This is a genomic window from Paucibacter sp. XJ19-41, assembly GCF_028462495.1.
In the GTDB taxonomy this organism is placed as follows: Bacteria; Pseudomonadota; Gammaproteobacteria; order Burkholderiales; family Burkholderiaceae_C; genus Roseateles_E.
The window spans coordinates 1-21,395 of sequence record NZ_JAQOWX010000067.1; the positions used below are offsets into that span (position 1 = coordinate 1).

Annotated in this window: 22 protein-coding genes and 1 pseudogene; 4 read left to right on the forward strand and 19 right to left on the reverse strand. The window is 67.0% G+C overall.

What is annotated here, in order from left to right; all coding sequences use genetic code 11:
• From PO768_RS17235 to PO768_RS17255, 5 genes and pseudogenes are all read right to left on the reverse strand, one after another.
• A pseudogene (locus tag PO768_RS17235) lies at positions 1–245 on the reverse strand (hypothetical protein); the annotation flags it as partial.
• Between the two features lie 5 nt (positions 246–250).
• The gene (locus PO768_RS17240) at positions 251–976 is read right to left on the reverse strand and encodes a response regulator (RefSeq protein ID WP_272647033.1); all 726 of its coding nucleotides are present in this window, start codon (positions 974–976) and stop codon (positions 251–253) included.
• A gap of 41 nt (positions 977–1,017) precedes the next feature.
• Positions 1,018–1,893 (reverse strand): dioxygenase family protein, encoded by an 876-nt coding sequence (locus PO768_RS17245; RefSeq protein WP_272647034.1) that lies wholly within the window; start codon positions 1,891–1,893, stop codon positions 1,018–1,020.
• A 105-nt stretch (positions 1,894–1,998) separates the two neighbouring features.
• On the reverse strand, positions 1,999–2,289 hold the full coding sequence (locus PO768_RS17250) for a ComEA family DNA-binding protein (RefSeq protein ID WP_272647035.1): 291 nt from the start codon (positions 2,287–2,289) through the stop codon (positions 1,999–2,001).
• Between the two features lie 4 nt (positions 2,290–2,293).
• Positions 2,294–4,030, reverse strand: a complete 1,737-nt coding sequence (locus PO768_RS17255; protein ID WP_272647036.1) for an ABC transporter ATP-binding protein — start codon at positions 4,028–4,030, stop codon at positions 2,294–2,296.
• A 152-nt stretch (positions 4,031–4,182) separates the two neighbouring features.
• Here PO768_RS17255 and PO768_RS17260 point away from each other — a divergent pair, with 152 nt between their 5' ends.
• The 4 genes from PO768_RS17260 to gmhB are packed head-to-tail and all read left to right on the forward strand — an operon-like array spanning position 4,183 to position 6,782.
• Positions 4,183–4,752: a D-sedoheptulose-7-phosphate isomerase gene (locus PO768_RS17260; RefSeq protein ID WP_272647037.1), complete on the forward strand. Its 570-nt coding sequence runs from the start codon at positions 4,183–4,185 to the stop codon at positions 4,750–4,752.
• Positions 4,753–4,765: 13 nt separating this feature from the next.
• The gene (gene rfaE1, locus PO768_RS17265) at positions 4,766–5,710 is read left to right on the forward strand and encodes a D-glycero-beta-D-manno-heptose-7-phosphate kinase (protein WP_272647057.1); all 945 of its coding nucleotides are present in this window, start codon (positions 4,766–4,768) and stop codon (positions 5,708–5,710) included.
• The gene (locus PO768_RS17270; RefSeq protein ID WP_272647038.1) at positions 5,707–6,210 is read left to right on the forward strand and encodes a D-glycero-beta-D-manno-heptose 1-phosphate adenylyltransferase; all 504 of its coding nucleotides are present in this window, start codon (positions 5,707–5,709) and stop codon (positions 6,208–6,210) included. The genes rfaE1 and PO768_RS17270 overlap by 4 nt, the downstream gene beginning before the upstream one ends.
• 2 nt (positions 6,211–6,212) lie before the next feature.
• Complete coding sequence (gene gmhB / locus PO768_RS17275) at positions 6,213–6,782, forward strand: D-glycero-beta-D-manno-heptose 1,7-bisphosphate 7-phosphatase (RefSeq protein WP_272647039.1); 570 nt, start codon at positions 6,213–6,215, stop codon at positions 6,780–6,782.
• Positions 6,783–6,794: 12 nt separating this feature from the next.
• On the opposite strand, the gene PO768_RS17280 is transcribed toward gmhB, so the two are convergent.
• The 14 genes from PO768_RS17280 to PO768_RS17345 all read right to left on the reverse strand — a co-directional run bounded on the left by PO768_RS17280 (position 6,795) and on the right by PO768_RS17345 (position 21,391).
• A complete protein-coding gene (locus PO768_RS17280; RefSeq protein WP_272647040.1) occupies positions 6,795–8,132 on the reverse strand; it encodes a glycosyltransferase in 1,338 nt (445 codons plus the stop codon).
• Complete coding sequence (locus PO768_RS17285) at positions 8,119–9,081, reverse strand: glycosyltransferase family 9 protein (protein WP_272647041.1); 963 nt, start codon at positions 9,079–9,081, stop codon at positions 8,119–8,121. Before PO768_RS17285 ends, PO768_RS17280 begins: the two co-directional genes overlap by 14 nt.
• A 99-nt stretch (positions 9,082–9,180) precedes the next feature.
• Positions 9,181–9,957 (reverse strand): glycosyltransferase family 25 protein, encoded by a 777-nt coding sequence (locus PO768_RS17290; protein ID WP_272647042.1) that lies wholly within the window; start codon positions 9,955–9,957, stop codon positions 9,181–9,183.
• A complete protein-coding gene (locus PO768_RS17295; protein ID WP_272647043.1) occupies positions 9,954–11,057 on the reverse strand; it encodes a glycosyltransferase in 1,104 nt (367 codons plus the stop codon). The genes PO768_RS17290 and PO768_RS17295 overlap by 4 nt, the downstream gene beginning before the upstream one ends.
• The gene (locus PO768_RS17300) at positions 11,054–11,788 is read right to left on the reverse strand and encodes a glycosyltransferase (RefSeq protein ID WP_272647044.1); all 735 of its coding nucleotides are present in this window, start codon (positions 11,786–11,788) and stop codon (positions 11,054–11,056) included. Before PO768_RS17300 ends, PO768_RS17295 begins: the two co-directional genes overlap by 4 nt.
• A gap of 7 nt (positions 11,789–11,795) precedes the next feature.
• Positions 11,796–12,944: a lipopolysaccharide assembly protein LapB gene (lapB, locus tag PO768_RS17305; RefSeq protein WP_262970644.1), complete on the reverse strand. Its 1,149-nt coding sequence runs from the start codon at positions 12,942–12,944 to the stop codon at positions 11,796–11,798.
• Entirely contained in the window at positions 12,934–13,236 is a 303-nt protein-coding gene (locus PO768_RS17310) for a LapA family protein (RefSeq protein ID WP_272647045.1), read from the reverse strand. The genes lapB and PO768_RS17310 overlap by 11 nt, the downstream gene beginning before the upstream one ends.
• A 32-nt stretch (positions 13,237–13,268) precedes the next feature.
• Entirely contained in the window at positions 13,269–13,589 is a 321-nt protein-coding gene (locus tag PO768_RS17315) for an integration host factor subunit beta (RefSeq protein ID WP_137940822.1), read from the reverse strand.
• Between the two features lie 117 nt (positions 13,590–13,706).
• Complete coding sequence (gene rpsA, locus PO768_RS17320) at positions 13,707–15,416, reverse strand: 30S ribosomal protein S1 (protein ID WP_137940821.1); 1,710 nt, start codon at positions 15,414–15,416, stop codon at positions 13,707–13,709.
• Positions 15,417–15,573: 157 nt separating this feature from the next.
• Positions 15,574–17,598, reverse strand: a complete 2,025-nt coding sequence (locus PO768_RS17325; protein WP_272647046.1) for a bifunctional 3-phosphoshikimate 1-carboxyvinyltransferase/cytidylate kinase — start codon at positions 17,596–17,598, stop codon at positions 15,574–15,576.
• Between the two features lie 13 nt (positions 17,599–17,611).
• Positions 17,612–18,502: a prephenate dehydrogenase gene (locus tag PO768_RS17330; RefSeq protein WP_272647047.1), complete on the reverse strand. Its 891-nt coding sequence runs from the start codon at positions 18,500–18,502 to the stop codon at positions 17,612–17,614.
• Between the two features lies 1 nt (position 18,503).
• On the reverse strand, positions 18,504–19,625 hold the full coding sequence (gene pheA, locus PO768_RS17335; RefSeq protein ID WP_272647048.1) for a prephenate dehydratase: 1,122 nt from the start codon (positions 19,623–19,625) through the stop codon (positions 18,504–18,506).
• Positions 19,618–20,733 (reverse strand): 3-phosphoserine/phosphohydroxythreonine transaminase, encoded by a 1,116-nt coding sequence (gene serC / locus PO768_RS17340; protein ID WP_272647049.1) that lies wholly within the window; start codon positions 20,731–20,733, stop codon positions 19,618–19,620. The genes pheA and serC overlap by 8 nt, the downstream gene beginning before the upstream one ends.
• A gap of 43 nt (positions 20,734–20,776) precedes the next feature.
• Entirely contained in the window at positions 20,777–21,391 is a 615-nt protein-coding gene (locus PO768_RS17345) for a DUF2059 domain-containing protein (RefSeq protein WP_272647050.1), read from the reverse strand.
• Positions 21,392–21,395: the final 4 nt, after the last annotated feature.

Here is a 21,395-nt window from a genome sequence, read left to right on the forward strand (position 1 = left end):
TGCGGGGGCGGCCGGCCCGGGCCGTCGGGTGGCGGCAAGCCCGGCGGCGGGTGTGGGCTCCCGCGCTCGCCTTGGGGCAGGCCGGGCGTGGGCGGCAGCGAGGGAAACACCGGCAACCGGGCCGGCGCAGCGCGCTCGAAATGCAGCAGATGGACGGCGGCGAACGCGGCCAGATGGCTGGCCACCAGGGCCGCCCACATCAGCAGGAACAGGCGCTTGGCCAGGGTGTCGGTGAACCAGCGCATGCTGCTCAGCCCAGCTTGGCGTCGAACAGATAGCCCTCGCCGCGCATCGTGCGTATCAGGCGCGGTTCGCGGGAGGAGTCGGCCAGCTTCTGGCGCAACCGCGAGACGGTCAGGTCGATGCTGCGGTCATTGACCTCGACGCCCGGCGCGCGGGTCAGCTCGATCAGCTGCTCGCGGCTGAGCACCCGGCCGGGCCGCTCGACAAAGGCCGACAGCAGCCGGTACTCGGCGCTGGACAGGGCCACCACGACCTCGGTCGGCGAGACCAGCTGGCGCAGCAGCCGGTCGAAGCGCCAGCCCTCGAAGCGCAGCTCGCGCGGCGGCTCGGCGCTGGACGTTTGCTGGCGTTCGCCCTGCTGGACGCGCCGGCGTATCGCATGGATGCGGGCCACCAGCTCGCGCGGCTCGAAGGGCTTGGGCAGGTAGTCGTCGGCCCCCATCTCCAGGCCCAGCACGCGGCTGATCGGGTCGCCCTGGGCGGTCAGCATCACGATGGCCGTGCCGGGGTGCTGGGCGCGCAGCCACCGGCACAGCGACAGCCCGTTCTCGTCAGGCAGCATCAGGTCGAGCACGACGACATCGAAGGCCTGGGCGCCGACCCGGCGGCGCATCTCGGCGCCGTCGGTCGCAGCGGCCACCTGCATGCCGAAGCGCTGCAGAAAATCCTGCAGCGCGCTGCGGATCTCGCCGTCATCATCCACCACCAGGCAGCGGATCGCGCTGGCGTTCATAAAGCCTTCCCTCGGTGCATCGACGCACGATACACCAGCGCTCAAGCGGCGATGCCCACGCTCAGGCTGGCGCTGTAGCCGGCCGCGACGCTGCCGCCCATCGTTGCGAGCTGGGTGCTCACGCCGTCGCTGAAGACGTTGTCGCTGGCAAAGCTGATCGCGGCCAGGTTGCGGATGCTGGCGCTGTAGGCGGCCACGCTGTTGTAGACGCTGCTGCAGACCTCGGTGGGGAAGGCGATCTGCGAGGTCTTGAGCTTGTTGCTGTAGGCGCTGGCACTGTTGACGCTGCGGAACACCTCGAAATGCATATGGGGCATGCGGCCGGCGTAGCAGCCCGGCACGATGGTGGTGAAGCTGACCGTGCCGTCGCTGCCGGTTTCCTGCACGCCGCGCAGATAGTTTTCGGCCGTGATGCCGCTGGAGTACATCGAGTAGCGGCCCTCGGCGTCGCAGTGCCACAGATAGATCGCATAGCCGGCCAGGTCGGCGCAGCTGCTACTGGTGTTGACCAGCTTCAGCGTGAGGGTCAGCGGCACGCCCGATGCGGTGCCGCTGGCGCCGGCGATGCTGGCGCGGATATCGCTGCGCACGATGCCGCTGAGGGTCAGTGCGTTGGCGATGCCGCCGCCCGCGCTGTTGGAGCCGTCGCCAGGGTAGGGGCCGGCGGTCTCTTCGGGGATGACGGAGCAACTGCCGGTGGTCGTGCCGCTTGTTGTGCCGCTGCTGGTCGTGCCGCTGCTGGTCGTGGTGGCGGTACTGTCCTCGCTGCCGCCGCCTCCGCAGCCGAGCAGCATCAGGCCGCCGGCGCCGGCCAGCAAACCGAGCGCGCGGCGGCGCTGCGCCTGTTGTGACTGAAGGCGGGCCAGATCATGGGCCAGGCCATGGTCGTGACTGTCGTGGCTGGCGGCTTTGTGCATGCAGGCTCCTGTTGGGGTGGACATCGGGGCGCTGATCGCCCGGTACCTGCATTGGAGCCGCCGGCCTTGTCGGCAAGATAGGCAGATTGTGTCGGGCCTGACACATCAGCCGGGCCCCTGCTCCTCGTAGGGCAGGCCCTGCACCCTGAGTCCCTGGGCCGACAGCTTGCGCGCCAGCGCCGTGCCGATGCCGCGCACCCGGCGCTTCAGATCGGCCCAGTCCTTGAACGGGGCCTGGGCCCGCGCGGCCAGCAAGCGCTCGGCCAGCGCCGGGCCGACGCCGGCCAGCGATTCGAGCTCGGCCTGGCTGGCGCTGTTGAGCTCCAGCGGCAGCGCTTGCGCGCTGGCCAGTGCGGGCAGGGCGCAAAGCAGCAACAGCAGGCGGCGCCGCAGCATGGTTTCAGTCGCCGATCTGCGCCTGCACCATCGCGGCATAGGCGCCGCCCCGGGCCAGCAGCTCGGCATGGCTGCCGCTTTCGATCACCCGGCCGGCACCCAGCACATGGATGGCATCGGCCGAGCGCACGGTGGACAGGCGGTGGGCGATCACGATCAGGGTCTTGCGGCCCTGCCATTGATCGAGCGCCTGCTGCACCGCGCGCTCGCTCTCGGTGTCCAGCGCCGAGGTGGCTTCATCGAAGACCCAGATCGGCGCGTCCTTGTAGAGCGCGCGGGCGATCGCCAGGCGCTGGCGCTGGCCGCCGGACAGCATGCTGCCATTGGCACCGATCGGGCTGTCCAGCCCCTGGGGGAGGCCCTGCACAAAGTCCCACAGATGGGCGGCGCGCAAGGCCTGCTCCAGGCGAGCCGCATCGCGCGGCTGGGCATAGGCGATGTTGTCGGCCACCGAGGCGTCGAACAGCACGATGTCCTGCGAGACCACCGCGAACTGGCGGCGCAGATTGGCCTTTTTGAGCGTCTGGATGTCGACGCCGTCCAGCAGCACGGTGCCGCCATCGGGTCGGCCGAAGCCCAGCAGCAGATGGATGATGGAGCTCTTGCCGGCCCCCGAGGCACCGACCAGCGCGGTGGTGCGGCCGGCCGGAATCGGCAGATCGAGCCCGTCCAGCGCGGCCCGCTCGGCGCCCGGGTACTGCAGCCGCACCTGTTCCAGGCGCAGTTCGCCGCGCACCGGCAACGCCAGCTCGCGCTGCCCCTGGTCGGGCTCGGACGGCAGGTCCAGCAGCTGCATGCAGCCGTGCGCGATCACGCGGGCATTGGTGATCGGCGTGGCCAGGTCGCTGAGATGGCGCAGCCGCGAGACCAGCAGCAGCAGCGCCGTGATATAGGCCGCGAAGTCCGCCGCCGAGGCATGCTGGCTGCGCGCCTGCAGCAGGGCCAGGCTGACGATGATGGACAGGCCGACGCTGGCCACCAGTTGCGACAGCGGCGAGCTCAGCGCGCCGGCCGCGACCTGCTTGAGGCTGTTGCGGCGCACCTGCTGGGCGATCTCGGCGAAGCGCTCGCGCTCATGCTCGGCAGCGTCGAAGCTGCGCACCACGCGCCAGGCCCGGGTCAGGTCGTCGACCTTGGCGGAGAGCTGCATCTGGGCGTCGTAGCTCAGATTGCCCATCGCGTGGACGCGCCGGCTGACCTGCTTGACCACCAGGGCCATCAGCGGCAGCGTGACCAGGGACAGCAGGGTCAGCTGCCAGTTCAGGAAGAACAGATAGCCCAGCATCGCGATGGTCGGCAGGCCGTCGCGCAGCAGCGTGGTCAGCACCCCGCCCAGCAGGCTCAGGGCCTGCTGCGGGTCATTGACCACCTTGGTCACGACCGTGCCGGGCTGCAGGCTGTTGTAGACGCTGGCGTCGGCGCGCAGCATCGCGTTCATCAGGGTCTGGCGCAGATCCATCACGCTGCGCAGCACGGTCCAGTTCAGCAGGTACTGGCCGGCAAAGCTGGCCGCGCCGCGCAGCGCGAACAGACCGATCAGCACCAGCGGAATCCACCAGATCGAGAAGGTCTGCTGCTCGAAGCCCTTGCCGAACACCACCCGCAGCAGCTCCGGAATCAGCGGCTCGGTGGAGGCCGCCGCCAGGTAGGCGACAAAGGTCAGCAGCACGCCCAGGCGATAGGGTTTGACATAGGCCAGCAGGCTTCGGAGAGTGCTGCTGTTGTCCGGGGGGGCTGACATCAATGCGTGCGGGCCTGGGGCCGAGTGAGGCAGGAGCCGTATTGTCGTCGCGATTGCCGCAGCCGCATCGGATGCCGTGCCCCGATAATCGCGGCCAGGTGCCGCTGCGGGAAGGTGGCGCGATTCGCTTCAGCTGCTTCGAGACCTGATCCATGAGCTCCCTATTTCTTCGCAATCTCGCTGAACACCAACAGCTGATGGCCGCGCTTCATACGCTGGAACCTGCCGTGCAATCGGCCGGCCAGCAACTGGCCCGTATCCTCGATGCCGGCGGCAAGCTGTTTTTCTGCGGCAACGGTGGTTCGGCAGCCGACAGCCAGCATCTGGCCTCGGAGCTGACGGGGCGCTTCATCAAGGACAGGCGGCCGCTGGCCGGCATCGCTCTGAGCACCGACAGCTCCGCGCTGACCTGCATCGGCAACGATTACGCCTTCGACCAGGTGTTCGCCCGCCAGTTGATGGCGCTGGCTCGGGCTGGTGACGGCCTGATCGCCATCTCGACCTCGGGCAACTCGGGCAATGTGCTGCGTGCGGTCGAGGCGGCGAAGACGCTGGGCGTGTTCACGCTGGGCTTGCTGGGACGGGACGGCGGTCAACTGGGCCAGCTTTGCGATGAGGCCATCGTCGTGCCGCATCAGGTGACGGCGCGCATCCAGGAGGCGCACATCCTGATCGGCCACACCCTGTGCGGCCTGATCGAGTCGGAACTGGGACTGGATTGAGAGCGTGGACACGATGATGACGAGGGCTTCGCTGCCCAGCCGCGAACTGCTGGCCACCTGCCGCGTGCTGGTGGTCGGTGATGTGATGCTGGATCGCTACTGGTACGGCGCCGTGGAGCGCATCTCGCCCGAGGCGCCCGTGCCCGTTGTTCGCGTCGAACGCGAGGAGGAGCGCCTCGGCGGCGCGGCCAATGTGGCGCTCAATATCAGGACGCTGGGTACCCGGGTGACTCTGCTGACCGTGGTCGGCGCCGATGCTGCGGCCAACTCCCTTGGCCACCTGCTCGCCGCGCGCGGCATCGAGGCGGTGCTGCGCACCGACCCCCAGCTTTCGACCATTGTCAAACTGCGTGTGATCGGTCGCGCCCAGCAGCTGATACGCGTGGACTTCGAGAACGAGCCGGACCACGAGGTGCTGGGCGAGATGGTCGGTGCCTTTGCCGAACAGTTGCCCGCGCACGATGTCGTGTTGTTTTCCGACTATGGCAAGGGTGGGCTCGCCCATATTCCGCGCATGATTGAACTGGCACGTGCCGCCGGCAAACCGGTGCTGGTCGACCCCAAGGGTAGCGACTACCGTCGCTATGCCGGCGCGAGCGTCATCACGCCCAACCGGGGGGAGCTGATGCAGGTCGTGGGCCATTGGCGCGACGAGGCCGACCTGGCCGCCCGCGTGGCGGCGCTGCGCGACGCGATAGGCGTGCAGGCGGTGCTGCTGACGCGCTCCGAGGAGGGCATGACGCTGTTCGGCGAGGACGGCATCGTGCACGAGCCGGCCCGAGCCCGCGAGGTGTTCGATGTCACCGGCGCCGGCGATACGGTGATCGCGACGCTGGCGGTGCTGATGGCGGCGGGCCAGCCGCTGCAGGCCGCGATTCAGCTGGCCAACAAGGCCGGCGGCATCGTGGTCGGCAAGTTCGGCACGGCCACCGTCAGCTACGAGGAGATGGCAGGATGAGCGCGCCCGACTGGCAACTGCAAGACAAGCTCTTCGATGCTGCCGCGCTCGACGATGCGGCGCTGGCGGCATGGCTGGCCCGGCTGCCCCGGCCCTTGGTCTTTACCAATGGCGTGTTCGATGTGTTGCATCGCGGGCCTGTCCGCTATCTGCATGCGGCGCGCCGTCTCGGGGCCAGCCTGCTGGTGGCGGTGAATACCGATGCCTCGGCGCGTGGGCTGGGCAAGGGGCCCGAGCGACCCCTCAATGGCGAGGTGGATCGTGCACTGGTGCTTGCCGGGCTGGCCAGCGTGGACGCGGTGACCTTTTTTGCCGAGGCAACGCCGGTGGCGCTGCTGGCGCGGCTCAGGCCCGAGGTGTACGTCAAAGGCGGGGACTACGACATGGAAACCCTGGAGGAGACGCGACTGGTACGGTCCTGGGGCGGGCGTTCGCTGGCCATTCCCTTCGTGCCGGGCTATTCCACCACCGCGCTGGTGCGCAGCATCCGCGGGAGCTGATGGTGGCGGATCTGCGCAAGGCTGCCTTCCTGGATCGCGATGGCGTCATCAACATCGATCATGGCTATGTCCATCGCTGGGAGGAGTTCGAGTTCGTGCCCGGTGCGGTGGAGGCGATGCGGCGTCTGCAGGAGGCTGGCTATCTGCTGGTGGTGGTGACCAATCAGTCGGGCATTGCCCGCGGCATGTACAGCGAGGCCGATTTTCATGTGTTGAGTGCGCATCTGCGCGAGCATCTGGCAGCGCAAGGCGTGAGTCTGGCGGCCATCGAGTACTGCCCGCACTTGCCGGACGCTCAGCTGCCTGCCTACCGCGCGCAATGCGCATGTCGCAAGCCCGCGCCTGGCATGCTCTTGCAGGCTGCCCGGGCGCTGCGCATCGACCTGGGCAACTCGCTGATGTTTGGCGACAAGCCCTCGGATATCGAGGCGGCGCAGCGGGCCAAGGTCGGCCGGGCCGTCCTGCTGGCGCAGAACGGGCAGGGGCCTCTGCCCGGGTTGCCGTCCGCGTTGAATGTGGGGCGCTCCCAGAGCCTGGCGACGGCCGTCGCCGAACTGCTCGACGGCCGGTAGACGGAAGCTCCCTCAAAGCGGGCGGCGCGCCTTGGTCAGCAGATCGGTGGTCGCGTCGGCCCATGACATCCGGGGCATGGCCCGGATCAAGGTCTCCCGCTCGTGCAGCAAGGCTTTGTCCTGAATGAATTGCACCAGCTTGGCGTAGATGTCGTCGACGTCCAGCGGGTTGAAGTAGCCCGCATGCTCACCAGCCGCTTCCGGGATCGAGGCCGCGTTGGAAGCCAGGCAGAATTTCCCATAGCCGACCGATTCGGCCGCCGGCAGCCCATAGCCTTCGATCAGCGATGGAAACACGGTGAAATAACAGGCGCGGTAGAGCGCGTCGAGTTCCTCGTCGGAGGCCTGGCTGACAAAGAGCACGCGGTCCTGCAAGAGTGGCTTGGACTTCAAGACATCGTTCAGTGCCTGGTACTTCTTGTTGACTCTGCCGACCACCACCAGTTTCAGTCCCGCGTCCTGCCGGGATTCGATCACCCGAGCCCAGGCCTGCAACAGGCGCGCCTGATTCTTGGAGTCCGTCACCCGTCCGACCGACAGCAGGTACTGATGGGGTAGCAGCGCGGAGGGAAGTGCCGCCCTTGCAACACCTTCCGAGTTGATGTGCTGTCCGAACACCGACTTTTCGATGGGCTTCTCCGCTCCGGTGAACTCAAGCATGTATTTCTTGATTTCGCGCCGGTTGTATTCCGAGCTGGTAAAGAAGCGATCAAAGGCCTCGAAGCTCTTCTTGATGAAAAGGGTGAAGACCCGACTCTCGCTGGATTTCTGGATATGTCCGACCGGGATGATGTCGTGCAGCAGAATCTGCGCGGAGATTCGGTACTTCTGCTTCAGTTTCTCGATGTTCTGGACATAGCCGCCGAGGCTCCAACTGCTGCCCACGTTCAGCAGAATGTCCCCGTCCTTGAACGACGGGGCGGGCATTTCCCGTCGGAACAGAAATTGGGTGATGTAGAACAGCAGCCGGCTTGTGAAGGTGTGCAAGAAGTACTTGGCGGGCTTGTCGCGGTACTTCTCTTCATAGTCCTTCCATGGTCGCAATCGGGCATTCGGGCAAAGGCGGTATAGCTTGGCGGTATCGGGTTTGACTTGACCGGAGAGTAGCTCGCCCAGATGCTCAATCACCGAACTGTCGACGAGGCCGACCTGCTCGCAAGATCGGCCATAGAACATGATGAATTGAACACCCTTGTCGATGGAATGCAGTGCGTAATTGAGGTGAACGCGCTGAATCCCGGTGACGTTTGAGTGCTTCTTGGCCCACAGGACTAAGTCTGTGACATCCAGATAAATCGTCGGCGCTTGATTCCCGGCGGGGTGGGCGCGTGTCATATCAGGCAGCGTCATGGCTGAGCAGTTGCCGGGCGACGTCGGCGGGGAGGATGTCGGCGAGCTGCGGTGCCTGCAGCAGCTTGATCTTCTCGGGGTCGTGGGGCAGCGGGGGGCGGGGGCCGAGCAGCACCCAACTGGGCGTGCCGACGCCTGCGGCGATATTGGTGGCGCCAGTGTCGTTGCCGATGCAGATCCTGGCCAGCGACATCGTGGCCACGGTATCCGCCGCACTGCCATCGGTGATGGCTAGCGCGTGGGCACGAAGCTCGGCAGGGATGCCGTCCAGGATGTCGGCTGCCAGCGCAGCTTCGAAAGGGCCTCCGTTGATGACCACGCCGCAGCCGGCCTCAAGCAGCAGGCGGGCCAACTCGGTGAAGTTGGCCTGGCCCCATTGCTTCCAAGGCTCGGAGGATCCGATCGCCAGCGCGTACAAGGGGCGTGGCAGAGGGGCCAGACGCTCGCACATGCGCGCCAGCGCGTCGGGGCGCACAGAGATACGGGGCACGATGGGGGCATCGCAAAAGCCTTGCGCGATGGCGAAGCGGGTGGCCTCGTGGTAGCCGCGCACGTCTGGTCCCTCGTAGAAACTGATCCATGGCGACTTCGTCAGCATCAGTCGTTGCAGCCAGGTCGCGCCGTAGCCGATGCGTTGGCGAATGCCGGCTCGCCAGCAGACGATGACGGTTCGGCCCGGGTGGTCGGAGAACATGATCATCCGGTCGAAACGCCGGGGCGCGAGTTCGGCGCCCAGGCGCATCAGGCCCTGCAGACCACCGTGGCGGCCACGGCGGCGCTCCACGCGCCGGGGCCGTCGGTCGAAATCGACAACGTCGCGAAGCCAGGGCTCATGGCCGAGCAGATCGCGGGCCATCGTGGTCGGTGGCGCGACGAGGGTGATCTGGCCATCGCGGCTTTGCTCGGCGATGCAGCGCAGGTACTGGGCATGCCAGACGAGATCGCCCATGCCACTGAGCTGAATCTGGACGGCCGTGTGCGGGCGGGTGTCGTGACTCATGCCGATGCGCTCCGGCTGGCTAGGTAGTCCTTTGTTGACATGGCGTTCCTAAGCTGTGTGCGGGCGCAGTTCAGCGAACGGATCCGACTGCGCCAGCATGGCTCTGTTGGCGCGGGCGTTGCCGCGGCTGTAATGCCATTGCGTGCGGCCCTTGCGCCAGCGGCGCGACCACCAGGCGCCGAATTCGCGGCCGCCGATGCTGGAGGTGCTGCCTTCTTCGTTCAGGCCAATGGGGTAGGGTGTGAGGCCGAACAGGCGCAGATCCGCTTCCCACCAGTGGCGCAGATCGACGTCGATGGGCCGGAAGAACGGCTGACGGCTGCGCAGCAGCTTCTGTGCGCCGGCGCGGCTGACCAGGTAGGCGCAGGTCAGGCTGGGTGCGCGCTGGTAGCGGACCAGCTCGGCAGCACAGCCCGGCAGGGGCCAGCTGTGCAGCACCGACTCGGGCTCGCGACCGATCAGCTTGATCATGTCCCAGTGCGGCGGCAGGGCCGCCACGGCTCGCAGCGCGGCAGGCAGCTGCGGGCGCAGCTCGGCATCGTCCTCCAGCACCAGCGCATGGGGCGCGCCGCTGTCCACCAGGCGCTGCCAGACCTGCAGATGGCTGGCGTAGCAACCGATCTCGCCGGGCGCCATGGCCTGGTGGAAGCGGGCGCGGTTTTGCTTTGCATCGTAGAGCGCCGCGCGCTCGGCTTCGGACAGCTCACGGCCATAGACGGCCGGCACGATCTCGAAGGGCAGATCCAGGCCGTTCAACTGGGCTTGCATCACGGCCAGCCTGCGTGTGTCGCGGGGCAGATTGATCAGATAAACAGGGCAGCTCATTGCTTGCGGGCCAGTCGGGTGAACAGGTCTTCGTATTGATTTGTCATGCCGGCGAGGCTGTGCTCGGTGAGGGCGGCATGGCGGCCGCGTGCGGCCAGCGCGGCGGCAGCCTGGGGCTGGCGCAGCAACTCGGCCAGCACAGCGGCAAGGGCTCGGGCATCGCGATGCGGCACCAGGCGGCCGGTGTCGCCGTCGCGCAGCAGTTCCTGTACGCCTGGCACGGCGGTGCCGACCACGGCGCAGCCGGCCGCCATGCCCTCGACCAGGGACAGGGGCATGCCCTCGTAGTGGGTGGACAGCACCGCGATCTGGTGCCGCATCAGCAGCTCGGGCAGCCCGGCTTGGAAGCCGAGGAACTGCACCTGCTGCTGCAGGCCCAGGCTTTGCGTCAGCGCCCGGGCGGCGCGCAGATGCCGCTCGCTGCCGCCACCGGCCAGCAGCAGCGGTGGCGTCAGGCCTTGCTCGCGCAGCAGGGCCAGGGCCTGCAGCAGGGTGGCGTGGTCCTTCTGACTGGCGAAGCGTGCCGCCATCACCAGACCCGGCACGCGCTGGACATAGGGATGACGGTCGGCGTCGGCAAACGGTTCCAACCGGATGCCATTCGAGATCGCCAGGGTCTTGTCCGCCGGCATGCCCAGTGCCAGCAGGCTGTGCCGCACCCCCTCCGAGCAGCCGACGATGGCATCGCTGCGCCTCGCCAGCCAGCGGGCTTGCAGCAGGCGCCAGCGGCTGTAGCGCTCGCGCGAGTTGTGCTCGACATGCACCGGATGGGGCACGCCCGCCAGCAGCCCGGCCCAGCGCCCCAGCAGGTGCTCGGGGAAGCCGTGGGCGACCAGCACATCGGGGCGGAAGCGGCGGCAGAGCTGCTGCAGGCGCCAGATCGTGGCCGCATGGCTCCAGCCCGGCACGAGTTCGATCGGCAGGCCTTGCTGTTGCAGTGCGGCGATGCGCTGCGGGTCGGTCTGGCGTTTTTTGCGCAGCACCAGCAGGGGCTCGCTGCGGCCGCTGGCCTGGGCCGCCCGCACCAGGTCGAGCGCCACCTGGGTGGCGCCGGAGAAGCCGCCGGTGACGAAGTGCAGAACCTTGGGTGGCGGGCTCATTCGCGCCAGTGATCCGCGATCCAGGGCGCCGGCTTGGCGCGGCGCCAGTTGCCGTTGCTGCGGCCGGCCAGCGCGTCGGGCGGGTTCATCACGCCATGGAAGATCAGGATGCGGGCGCCCTTGGGAACAAAGGGTGCGCGCCAGTAATTGCTGGGCCAGCGCGGGATGCAGTGGTATTTGTAGCTGGCGCACCAGGCCGCGTCCCAGTAGGTCAGCAAGCCCTTGGCTTGCATCTCGTTGGAGAGATAGGCCTGCTCGTTGCGCACCTGGGTGCGGATGCTCTCGAACTCGCGGCGGAACTTGGCCAGCACATCGGCATGCGCACCCAAGGTGAAGCGATACACCGAGGAGTTGCCGGTGATGCGCCAGGGGCGCTTCCAGTCATGGATGATCAGGAATTCGCCGGGCACCTCGAAGAAGGGCGTGATGTCGTCGACGATGACGACATCGAGATCGAGAAACAGCGCCGTGCCTTTGAGGCCGTGCAGATCCGCCTCGAAAGTGGTCAGCTTGGTCCAGCCGCGCTCGGGAATGCCGGGCGGCAGGGCCAGGGCGGGGATGGGCAGGCATTCGACCTCGGCGCGGATGCCCTCATGGCGGTCGGTCAGGCAGACAAAACGGAACTCGCCGCGCAGATGGCGTCGCACCATCGCATACAGACGGTTGACGTACTCGGGGCCGTACTTAGTGCCCCATTTCATGCAGAGGATGACGCGGTCGCTGCTCGCCATGGTGTTCTCAGAGTTCTTCAACGTGGCGGGGCGGGTAGGTGTCCCAGTTCAGGCAGCCCGGGCATTGCCAGAAATAGTGCTGGGCCTCGAAGCCGCAGGCGGCGCAGCGATAGCGTTGCAGCGGCCGGCTGGCGCGGTCCAGCGCGGCGGCCATCAGCGGGGCTTCCTCCTCGCTGAGCTGGGCCTTGCTCTGGGTCAGCAGCATGCGGGCGGCGCTGAGGCTGGGCTCGGCGCGCAGATGGGTCACCAGGCGCTGGCGCTGGGCGGCGGCGGCCGGCTCCAGCTTGGCGATGGCCAGCAGCAGATGCATGCCGGGCGCGCGCTGGTACTGGGCCAGCAGCGTGGCCAGCGCCGGCTCGGTCGCGCCTATGGCCAGGGCGGCGTCCGCATAGTCGCCGGCCACCAGATTGAAGGCCTCGGGCTTGGCACTCAGCAGCTGGGCATAGGCGGCCATGGCCTGCTCGGGCTGACCGCGCCGGGCCAGCATCTGGCCGGCCAGCACATGGGCGCGGGCGGCCTGCGGCGCGGTCTTGCGGGCCTGGGCCAGCAACTCCTGCGCCTCGCCGTGCTCGTTGCGGGCCTGGGCTTCCAGCGCCTGCTCGCACAGATAGTTGGCGATGCGGGCCGCGAACGAGCCGGTGCCGCCTTGCTCCAGATGGCGGGCCACCTCGGCGGCCTTGCGCCATTCGCGCGAGCGCTCGTACAGCGACAGCAGGGCCAGCTCGGCCTCGGTCTCGAAGGCGGTGCCGCGCAGCGCGGCGAAAGCCTCCTCGGCGCGGTCGAACAGACCGGCCTTGAAGAAGTCCTGGGCCAGCGCATGCTGGGCACGGTCGCGCTCGGCGCGCGGCAGGTCGCCACGCTGCAGCAGATGCTGGTGCACCCGCACCGCGCGCTCGTACTCGCCGCGGCGGCGGAACAGATTGCCCAGCGCGAAATGCAGCTCGGAGGTGTCGGGATCGTTCTGCACCGCCTCGATGAAGGCGTCGATGGCCTTGTCCTGCTGCTCGTTGAGCAGCAGATTCAGCCCCTTGAAGTAGGCCTTGGGGGCATCGCGCTGCTCGCGCTTCCATTGCCGCGCATCGAGCTTGGAGGCCAGCCAGCCGAGGCCGAAGGCCACCGGCAGCGCGAACAGCAGCCAGCGCAGATCAAAGTCCATCGCGCACGCCGCTGGGGGTTTGAACTTCGGTGGGCGTGGGTGCGTCGGAAACGGCCGGCGCGATGTCGCCGCCGCGCTGCGCGACGCGGCGGTGCTTCCACCAGGCCGGCACCATGGCCAGCACGCCTAAAGCGGCGCCGCAGCCAAAGGCCAGCAGCACGATGATGACCATTGGCGCGCGCCACTCGTGGCCGAAGAACCAGCGCACGGTAGCCTCCTGGCTGTTGTTCAGCGCGAAGGCGAAGAGGGCGAAGAAGATGAAGGCCCGGAAGAGCCAGACGAAGATACGCATCGGGACGGATTCTAGGGCGGCGCTCGTGGCGCTCAGGCGTGAATCTCGCTGCCCTTGTCGTCGAGCACCGGCAGCTGTTCGTCGACCGACTCGCGCAGGGCCTTGCCCGGCTTGAAATGGGGCACCAGCTTCTCGGGGATCAGTACCTGCTCGCCGCTGCGCGGATTGCGGCCCATGCGGGGCGGGCGGCGGTTGATCGAGAAGCTGCCGAAGCCGCGGATCTCGATGCGGTGGCCCTTGGCCAGCGCATCGGACATCGCGTCCAGGATGGTCTTGACCGCGAACTCGGTGTCGCGCTGGGTGAGCTGGCCAAAGCGCTCGGCCAGATGGGCAACAAGATCGGATCGGGTCATGACGTGAAAATTCTTGTGATTGGAATTGAAACAGGCTCGCCCTCGAAAGAGTGGCGAGCCTGCGGCATCACCGGCAAGGCCCTAGGCTACCAGAGCCCAGGCCCTTGCAAGCAATGATTAGTTGCCTTGATTGTCCAGCTTGGCGCGCAGCAGGGCGCCCAGGCTGGTCGTGCCGGCGTTCTCACGCTCGGACGTGGCGGACAGACGCTGCATCGCCTCTTGGCTGTCGGCATTGTCCTTGGCCTTGATCGACAGCTGGATGTTGCGGGTCTTGCGGTCGATGTTGACGACGATGGAGGTGACTTCGTCGCCTTCCTTCAACACGTTGCGGGCGTCTTCCACGCGATCGCGGGAGATTTCCGAAGCACGCAGATAGCCCAGCACGCCATCGGCCAGTTCGATCTCGGCGCCACGCGCGTCGACCGTCTTGACCTTGCCGGTCACCGACATGCCGCGGTCATTGACCGTGGTGTAGGCGGTGAAGGGGTCGCTGTCCAGCTGCTTGATGCCCAGCGAGATGCGCTCGCGCTCGACGTCCACGGCCAGCACGACGGCTTCGACTTCCTGGCCCTTCTTGAAGTTGCGCACGGCAGCTTCGCCGGTCTCGTCCCAGGACAGGTCGGACAGGTGCACCAGGCCGTCGATGCCTTGAGCCAGGCCGACGAACACGCCGAAGTCGGTGATCGACTTGACCGGGCCCTTGACCTTGTCGCCGCGCTTGACGTTCTCGGCGAACTCTTCCCAAGGATTGGCCTTGCACTGCTTCATGCCCAGCGAGATGCGACGCTTGTCTTCGTCGATCTCCAGCACCATGACTTCGACTTCGTCGCCCAGCGAGACGATCTTCGAAGGTGCGACGTTCTTGTTGGTCCAGTCCATTTCGGAGACGTGCACCAGGCCTTCGATGCCCGGCTCGATCTCGACGAAGGCGCCGTAGTCGGCGATGTTGGTGACCTTGCCGAACAGGCGGGTGCTGGTCGGGTAGCGGCGAGCCACGCCGAACCACGGGTCATCGCCCAGCTGCTTCAGGCCCAGCGAGACGCGGTTCTTCTCGGCGTCGAACTTCAGGACCTTGGCGGTCAGTTCCTGGCCCACCGTCACGACTTCCGACGGGTGACGGACACGGCGCCATGCCATGTCGGTGATGTGCAGCAGGCCGTCGATACCGCCCAGGTCCACGAAGGCACCGTACTCAGTGATGTTCTTGACCACGCCGTTGACGATCGCGCCTTCGGACAGGGTTTCCAGCAGCTTGGCGCGCTCTTCGCCCATCGAAGCCTCGACCACAGCGCGGCGCGACAACACGACGTTGTTGCGCTTGCGGTCCAGCTTGATGACCTTGAACTCCATGGTCTTGCCTTCGTACGGGCTCATGTCCTTGACCGGACGGGTGTCCAGCAGGGAGCCCGGCAGGAAGGCGCGGATGCCGTTCACGAGGACGGTCAGGCCGCCCTTGACCTTGCCCGAGACGGTACCGGTCACGAAGTCGCCCGACTCCAGTGCGGTTTCCAGGCTCAGCCACGAGGCCAGGCGCTTGGCCTTGTCGCGCGACAGGATGGTGTCGCCGTAGCCGTTTTCGATGGCGTCGATGGCGACGGACACGAAGTCACCGACTTGAACTTCCAGTTCGCCCTGGTCGTTCTTGAATTCTTCGATAGGCACGTAGGCTTCGGACTTCAGGCCTGCGTTGACGACGACGAAGCTGTGCTCGACGCGAACGACTTCAGCGGAGATCACTTCGCCGGCGCGCATGTCGGACTTCTGCAGCGACTCTTCGAACATTGCTGCGAAGGAGTCCATGCCGGAAGCGGTTTGGGTTTGGGACATTCTGGTTTCCTGTGCGTCGACCAAGGCGTTTGGTCCAGGCGCGGTGGGTGCAAGACGGGCTTGCGGGTTAGGTTGTAGACATCGCCGCCCTCGATGAACTGGCGTTCGGAGGGAAGGGCGGCGGGCCCTGGCTTCTCAGGCCTGGACCGTCTCCCACTCAACGCTGGGTTTGAAACGGCCGGCGCTCTTCCCACCAAGCCAGCACCTGATCCCTTGATTGCTCAATGGTCTGGGCCGAGTTGTCGAGGCTTTGCGCGTCTGCGGCGGGCTTCAAAGGCGAGGCGCTGCGATTGCTGTCGCGAGCGTCCCGTGCTTCCAAATCCGCACGCAAGCCCGCGATATTAGCCGAAATACCCTTGGAAATCAATTGCTTATGGCGGCGCTCGGCGCGCGTCTGGGCGCTCGCGGTGAGGAATACCTTCAGCGCGGCGTCCGGAAACACGGCCGAACCCATATCGCGGCCGTCGGCCACCAGACCGGGCAGCTGGCGGAAATCGAGCTGCAACTGGTTCAGCGCGGCGCGCACCTCTGCATGGACCGCTACCTGGGAGGCCATCAGACCGACGGCTTCGGCGCGCAATAGCTCGCTAATATCCTCATCGCCCAGATAGGCCCGGCCCTTGCGGAAGCGCAGATCCAGCCCCGCCGTGATGCGGGCGACCGCCGCGCCATCATCCAGATCGATGCCGGCGCGCGAGGCGGCCAGGCCGGCGGCGCGGTACAGCGCGCCCGAATCCAGCACGATATAGCCCAGGGCATGGGCGACCTCATCGGCCAGCGTGCCCTTGCCGGACGCGGTCGGGCCGTCGATGGTCAGCACCGGGATGTCGTCGGTGCGCGTCTGCACCAGTTCGAACAGCGTCTCGAAGTAGTCGGGAAAGGTCTTGGCCACGCAATGCGGTTCGAGAATCCGCACCGGTAGGGCCGGTTCATCGCGCGTCGTGATCAGGCCGTTGAAAGCAGCCAGCGAGAAGCACATCGCGACCCGGTGGTCGTCATAGGTGTGGATGGCGGCCGGCTGCCAGACCTTGGGCGGCTGCACACGCAGCCAGTCCGGACCCTCGTCGACCTCGGCGCCGAGCTTGCGCAACTCGATGGCCATCGCGGCCAGGCGGTCGGTCTCCTTGACGCGCCAGGAGGCGATATTGCGCAGGGTGCTGGGGCCGTCGGCGTACAGCGCCATCACGGCCAGCGTCATCGCCGCGTCGGGGATGTGGTTGCAGTCCAGGTCCAGCGCCTTCAAAGGCCAGGCGCCACGCCGGACTTCGAGCCAGTTGGGCCCGGACTCGACCAGGGCGCCCATGGCCCGGGCGGCCTCGACAAAGCGCACATCGCCCTGCAGCGAGGCCGAGCCGACACCCTCGATGCGGACCGGCGCTTCAAGGGCCGCGATCGCACCCAGAGCGACAAAATAGGAGGCCGACGAGGCATCGCCCTCGACATGGACCTCACCCGGCGAGCGGTAGCGGCTGCCGGCCGGTATCTTGAAACGCTGCCAGCCTTCGCGCCGGACCTCGATGCCGAAGCGCTTCAGCAGTTCGAGCGTGATGTGGATATAGGGCTTGGAGATCAGTTCGCCAATGACGTCGATCTGCACCTCCTGCTCGGCCACCAGGGGCAGGGCCAGCAGCAGCGCGGTCAGGAACTGGCTGGAGACGTCGCCGCGCACGCGCACCGGCTCGCTCAGGCGCAAGGTCGATGGGCCGCGCAAGCGCAGCGGCGGATAGCCCGGCTGGCCCAGGCAGTCGATCTCGCAGCCCAGGCCGCGCAGTGCATCGACCAGATCGCCGATAGGCCGCTCATGCATGCGCGGCACGCCGCTGAGCTCGAACTCGCCGCCCTGGGTGGCGGCCAGCAGGGCCAGCGCGGCGGTCAGCGGCCGCATCGCGGTGCCGGCATTGCCGAGGAAGAGCTTGGCCTGCTGGGTGCCCAGGCGGGCGCCGATGCCGGTGACCTTGAGCGGGCCTCCGGCTGTCTGTTCCAGGGTGCAGCCCAGTTCCTTCAGCGCGGCCAGCATCACGGCGGTGTCGTCGGAGTCCAGCAGATCGTGGACGAGTGTCGTGCCCTCGGACAGGCCGGCCAGCAGCAGCACCCGGTTGGAGATGCTTTTGGAGCCCGGCAGGCGCACGGTGCCGGCGGCGCTGCGCAGCGGCGGCAGGTCGAGGAAGGGAATCTTGAACATGGAAAAAGGCGAATCAGTTGTCTTTGCGCGTGGTGGCGCGTGGCGCATTCATATGCCAATTGGCGCGGGCCTCGGCGATCAGGCGGATGCGGGCCTCCAGCGCGGCGGCATCGCCGCTGTGGATCATCGCCTCCAGTGCGTCGAGCGCCTGCCGGAACAGGCGCGACTGCACCAGCAACTCGCCCTTGTTGGCCATCAGGATGTCGCGCCAGACCGCCGGCTCGCTGGCGGCGATGCGGGTGAAGTCGCGAAAGCCCGGGCCGGCCAGGCTCAGATAGTCGCGCCCAGCGGGCTGGCTGGCCACCGCCTGGAAGAAGGCGAAGGCCAAAAGGTGGGGCAGGTGGCTGACGGCGGCAAAAGCAGCGTCATGGTTTTCCGGCGTCATCTTCAACACCTGGGAGCCCAGGGCCGACCAGATGTCGGTGGCCTTCTGCACCAGGCCGGCATCGGTCTCGGGCAGCGGGGTCAGGATGACCTGCCGGCCCTGATAGAGCGCAGCGTCGGCGTTCTGGACGCCGCCCGATTCCTTGCCGGCGATCGGGTGGGCCGGAACAAAGGCCGGCAGCTTGTCGCCGAGCGCGCGGCGTGCTGCCTCGGCCACATCGCATTTGGTCGAGCCGACATCCATGAACAGCACCTTGCGCTCGACCAGATGGCGCACCGCGCGCAGGCTGGCTTCGGTGGCGGCCACCGGCACGGCCAGCAGCACGATGTCCGAGCCGGCCACCGCCTGCAGCGCCGATTCGGCCACCATATCGATGACACCCAGGCGCTTGGCTGTTTCGGTGGTCGACGGCGACTTGCTGTAGCCGACGATGCGCTTGACCAGGCCGGCCTTCTTCATCGCCAGCGCGAACGAGCCGCCCATCAGGCCGCAGCCGATCACGCCCAGTTGTTTGTACATCTCAGTGTGAATCCAGCGGGTAGGTGCCCAGCAGTTTGAAGAAGGCGCAGGCCTCGCGCAACTCGCGCAGCGCCTGGGCCACATGAGGCTGGTCGGGGTGGCCTTGCAGGTCGATGTAGAAGTAGTACTCCCACTGGCCCGAGCGCGCCGGGCGCGACTCGAAGCGCGTCATCGAGACGCCGCGTTCCTTCAGCGGCACCAGCATGTCATGCACCGCGCCGGGCTTGTTGGTCACCGAAACCACCAGGCTGATGCAGTCATTGCCTGAGGCCTTCGGGGCCGGGTGCCGGTCCGGGTGGGTGACGATGGCAAAGCGGGTGCGGTTGTGGGCATCGTCCTGGATGGCGGGGGCCACCAGGTGCAGGCCGTACTCGCTGCCGGCGCGCTCGCTGGCGATTCCGGCCAGGCGCTTATCCAGCGAGGCCAGGCGCGCGCCCTCGGCATTGCTGGACACCGGGCGGCGCTCGGCGTGGGGCAGATGAGTGGACAGCCAGCCGTGGCACTGGGCCAAGGCCTGGGGGTGGGCGCACACGGCCTGGATATCGTCCAGAGAGTTTTCGCGCCGCAGCAGGTTGTGGCGCACGAACAAGCTGGTCTCGCCGATGATGAACAGCGGCGTACTCAGGAAGAGGTCCAGCGAGCGTGCGACCACACCCTCGGTCGAGTTCTCGACCGGTACGACGCCGAAGTCAGCGGCGCCGGCGGTGGTGGTGCGGAATACCTCGTCGATGCTGGTGCAGGGCACTTGCACGATGGAGCTGCCGAAGAAGCCAAGCGCGGCCTGCTCGCTGAAGGTGCCGGCCGGGCCCAGATAGGCCACGCGGGTCGGTGTTTCGAGCGCGCGGCAGGCCGACATGATCTCGCGCCAGATCGGCGCCACACTGTCGCTCTTCAACGGTCCGGCGTTGCGAGCCTTCACGCCGTTGATGACCTGGGCTTCGCGCTCGGGGCGGAAGACCACCGAGCCTTCCTTTTTCTTCAGCTCGCCGACCTCGGAGGCCAGCGTGGCGCGGCGATTCAGCAGCTCCAGCAGTTGCTGGTCGACCGCGTCGATCTGATCGCGCAGTTTCAGCAGCTCGGGATCGGCACCGGGATTGCTGCCGGGTTTAGGGCTATCAGCCATGGCTTGTCTCAAAGTCCTTCAGATACGTGACCAGCGCCTGCACACCTTCCAGCGGCATGGCGTTGTAGATGGATGCACGCATGCCGCCCACCGACTTGTGGCCTTTGAGTTGCAGCAGCCCGCGCTCCCTGGCACCGGCCAGGAAGGCGTCGTTCAAGCGCTCGGTGTTGTATTCACCGCGCAGATAGAACGGAATATTCATGCGCGAGCGGCAGTCGGCCGCGACGCGGTTTTCAAACAGGCCCGAGCCGTCCAGCGCGCCGTAGAACAGGGCGGCCTTGTCGATATTGCGCTGCTCGATCGCGGCCAGGCCGGTCTTGCCGGCATAGCTGAATTTCTTCAGCCACTGGAACACCAGTCCCGCGACATAGATTGCGAAGGTCGGCGGCGTGTTGAACATCGACTGCGCATCGGCCACGATCTTGTAATCGAATGCCGACGGGCAGGCCGGCAGCGCATGGCCCAGCAGGTCCTCGCGCACATAGACCAGGGTCACGCCGGCCGGGCCGATATTTTTCTGTGCGCCGCCAAAGGCCAGGCCCAGCTTGGACCAGTCGATGGCGCGCGAGAGCTGGTGCGAGGACACATCGGCCACCAGCGGAGCCTCACTGCCCATGGCCTTGAGGTCCGGCAGGGTGTGGAACTCGGTGCCGTCTATGGTCTCGTTACTGCAGATATGGACATAGGCCGCGTCTTTACGCAGCCGCCAGTCGCCCGGCAACGCGGTGTAGCTGGACATCGCACCGTCGGCCGCGATCTGTACATCGGCGTAGCGGCGGGCCTCCTCGGCGCTCTTCTTCGACCAGGATCCGCTGACCACCACGTCCACCTTGCCGCCGCGTGAGAGGTTCAGCGGCACGATCGCGTTCTCGGCCAGACCACCGCCCTGCATGACCAGAATGCGGAAGTTGGCCGGCACCTGCAGCAACTCGCGAAGATCGCGCTCGGCCGCCTCGGCGATCGATATGAACTCGCGGCCGCGATGGCTCATCTCCATCACGCTCATGCCCGAACCCTGCCAGTCCAGCATCTCCGCAGCCACTTGGCGCAACACCTCTTCGGGCAGGGCGGCGGGGCCGGCGGAGAAATTGAACGGGCGCTGGGTCATGGGTCGTGGGTCGTGGCGGCTGAGCTCGTGGGTCTGGCGTTGCTTACTTCTTCGCGGGGCTGGCGGCCGGCGCCGGCGGAGGCGTGATGCCCAGTTGCTTGACCATGTTCTGTTCCAGCGTCTTGAGACGGGCCTCGACCGTGCTGCGGGTCTCGGCGACCAGCTTCTCCGTCAGGGCCTTCTGCATCTCGGCACCCATCTGGTTGTATTTCTTGTTGACCGGCGATTCGAACCAGGCCACCAACTGCTTGAGTTCGTCTTCGGTGAAGCGCTCCTCCAGCATGGCACCGATGGTCGACGGCGCCAGCTTGATGGCGCGGTCGCGCATCAGCGGGCCGGTCTCGTCCACAAACTTCTTGATATCAGCATCGATGGCCTTGATGGCGGCTTCGCGCTTTTCCGGCGGCACTTGCTGCAAGGCCTGGCCTACACCTTGCGACAGCTGCGCGATGGGCCGCTGCAGCAGGCTGCGTCCCAGGGTCTCGAAGCCGGGCTGTTGCAGTTGCAGCAGCTTGGCCACCAGTTCCTTCTTGGCGGGACTGCTGCTGGCGGCGGCCGGTGCGGGCTGGGCTGCCGGCGAAGCTTGGGCATGCACGTTCTGGGCGGAGGCGGCCAGCAGTGCGGCGGCGGCGAGAGTTTTCAGGGGCTGAGAGTTCAAAACA

Excerpts from the sequence above, each read along its gene's own strand:
- PO768_RS17240 (WP_272647033.1), bottom strand. The coding sequence starts at position 976 with ATGAACGCCAGCGCGATCCGCTGCCTGGTGGTGGATGATGACGGCGAG.
- PO768_RS17245 (WP_272647034.1), bottom strand. The coding sequence starts at position 1,893 with ATGCACAAAGCCGCCAGCCACGACAGTCACGACCATGGCCTGGCCCAT.
- PO768_RS17250 (WP_272647035.1), bottom strand. The coding sequence starts at position 2,289 with ATGCTGCGGCGCCGCCTGCTGTTGCTGCTTTGCGCCCTGCCCGCACTG.
- PO768_RS17255 (WP_272647036.1), bottom strand. The coding sequence starts at position 4,030 with ATGTCAGCCCCCCCGGACAACAGCAGCACTCTCCGAAGCCTGCTGGCC.
- PO768_RS17260 (WP_272647037.1), top strand. The coding sequence starts at position 4,183 with ATGAGCTCCCTATTTCTTCGCAATCTCGCTGAACACCAACAGCTGATG.
- rfaE1 (WP_272647057.1), top strand. The coding sequence starts at position 4,766 with ATGATGACGAGGGCTTCGCTGCCCAGCCGCGAACTGCTGGCCACCTGC.
- PO768_RS17270 (WP_272647038.1), top strand. The coding sequence starts at position 5,707 with ATGAGCGCGCCCGACTGGCAACTGCAAGACAAGCTCTTCGATGCTGCC.
- PO768_RS17280 (WP_272647040.1), bottom strand. The coding sequence starts at position 8,132 with ATGACGCTGCCTGATATGACACGCGCCCACCCCGCCGGGAATCAAGCG.
- PO768_RS17285 (WP_272647041.1), bottom strand. The coding sequence starts at position 9,081 with ATGGGCGATCTCGTCTGGCATGCCCAGTACCTGCGCTGCATCGCCGAG.
- PO768_RS17290 (WP_272647042.1), bottom strand. The coding sequence starts at position 9,957 with ATGAGCTGCCCTGTTTATCTGATCAATCTGCCCCGCGACACACGCAGG.
- PO768_RS17295 (WP_272647043.1), bottom strand. The coding sequence starts at position 11,057 with ATGAGCCCGCCACCCAAGGTTCTGCACTTCGTCACCGGCGGCTTCTCC.
- PO768_RS17300 (WP_272647044.1), bottom strand. The coding sequence starts at position 11,788 with ATGGCGAGCAGCGACCGCGTCATCCTCTGCATGAAATGGGGCACTAAG.
- lapB (WP_262970644.1), bottom strand. The coding sequence starts at position 12,944 with ATGGACTTTGATCTGCGCTGGCTGCTGTTCGCGCTGCCGGTGGCCTTC.
- PO768_RS17310 (WP_272647045.1), bottom strand. The coding sequence starts at position 13,236 with ATGCGTATCTTCGTCTGGCTCTTCCGGGCCTTCATCTTCTTCGCCCTC.
- PO768_RS17315 (WP_137940822.1), bottom strand. The coding sequence starts at position 13,589 with ATGACCCGATCCGATCTTGTTGCCCATCTGGCCGAGCGCTTTGGCCAG.
- rpsA (WP_137940821.1), bottom strand. The coding sequence starts at position 15,416 with ATGTCCCAAACCCAAACCGCTTCCGGCATGGACTCCTTCGCAGCAATG.
- PO768_RS17325 (WP_272647046.1), bottom strand. The coding sequence starts at position 17,598 with ATGTTCAAGATTCCCTTCCTCGACCTGCCGCCGCTGCGCAGCGCCGCC.
- PO768_RS17330 (WP_272647047.1), bottom strand. The coding sequence starts at position 18,502 with ATGTACAAACAACTGGGCGTGATCGGCTGCGGCCTGATGGGCGGCTCG.
- pheA (WP_272647048.1), bottom strand. The coding sequence starts at position 19,625 with ATGGCTGATAGCCCTAAACCCGGCAGCAATCCCGGTGCCGATCCCGAG.
- serC (WP_272647049.1), bottom strand. The coding sequence starts at position 20,733 with ATGACCCAGCGCCCGTTCAATTTCTCCGCCGGCCCCGCCGCCCTGCCC.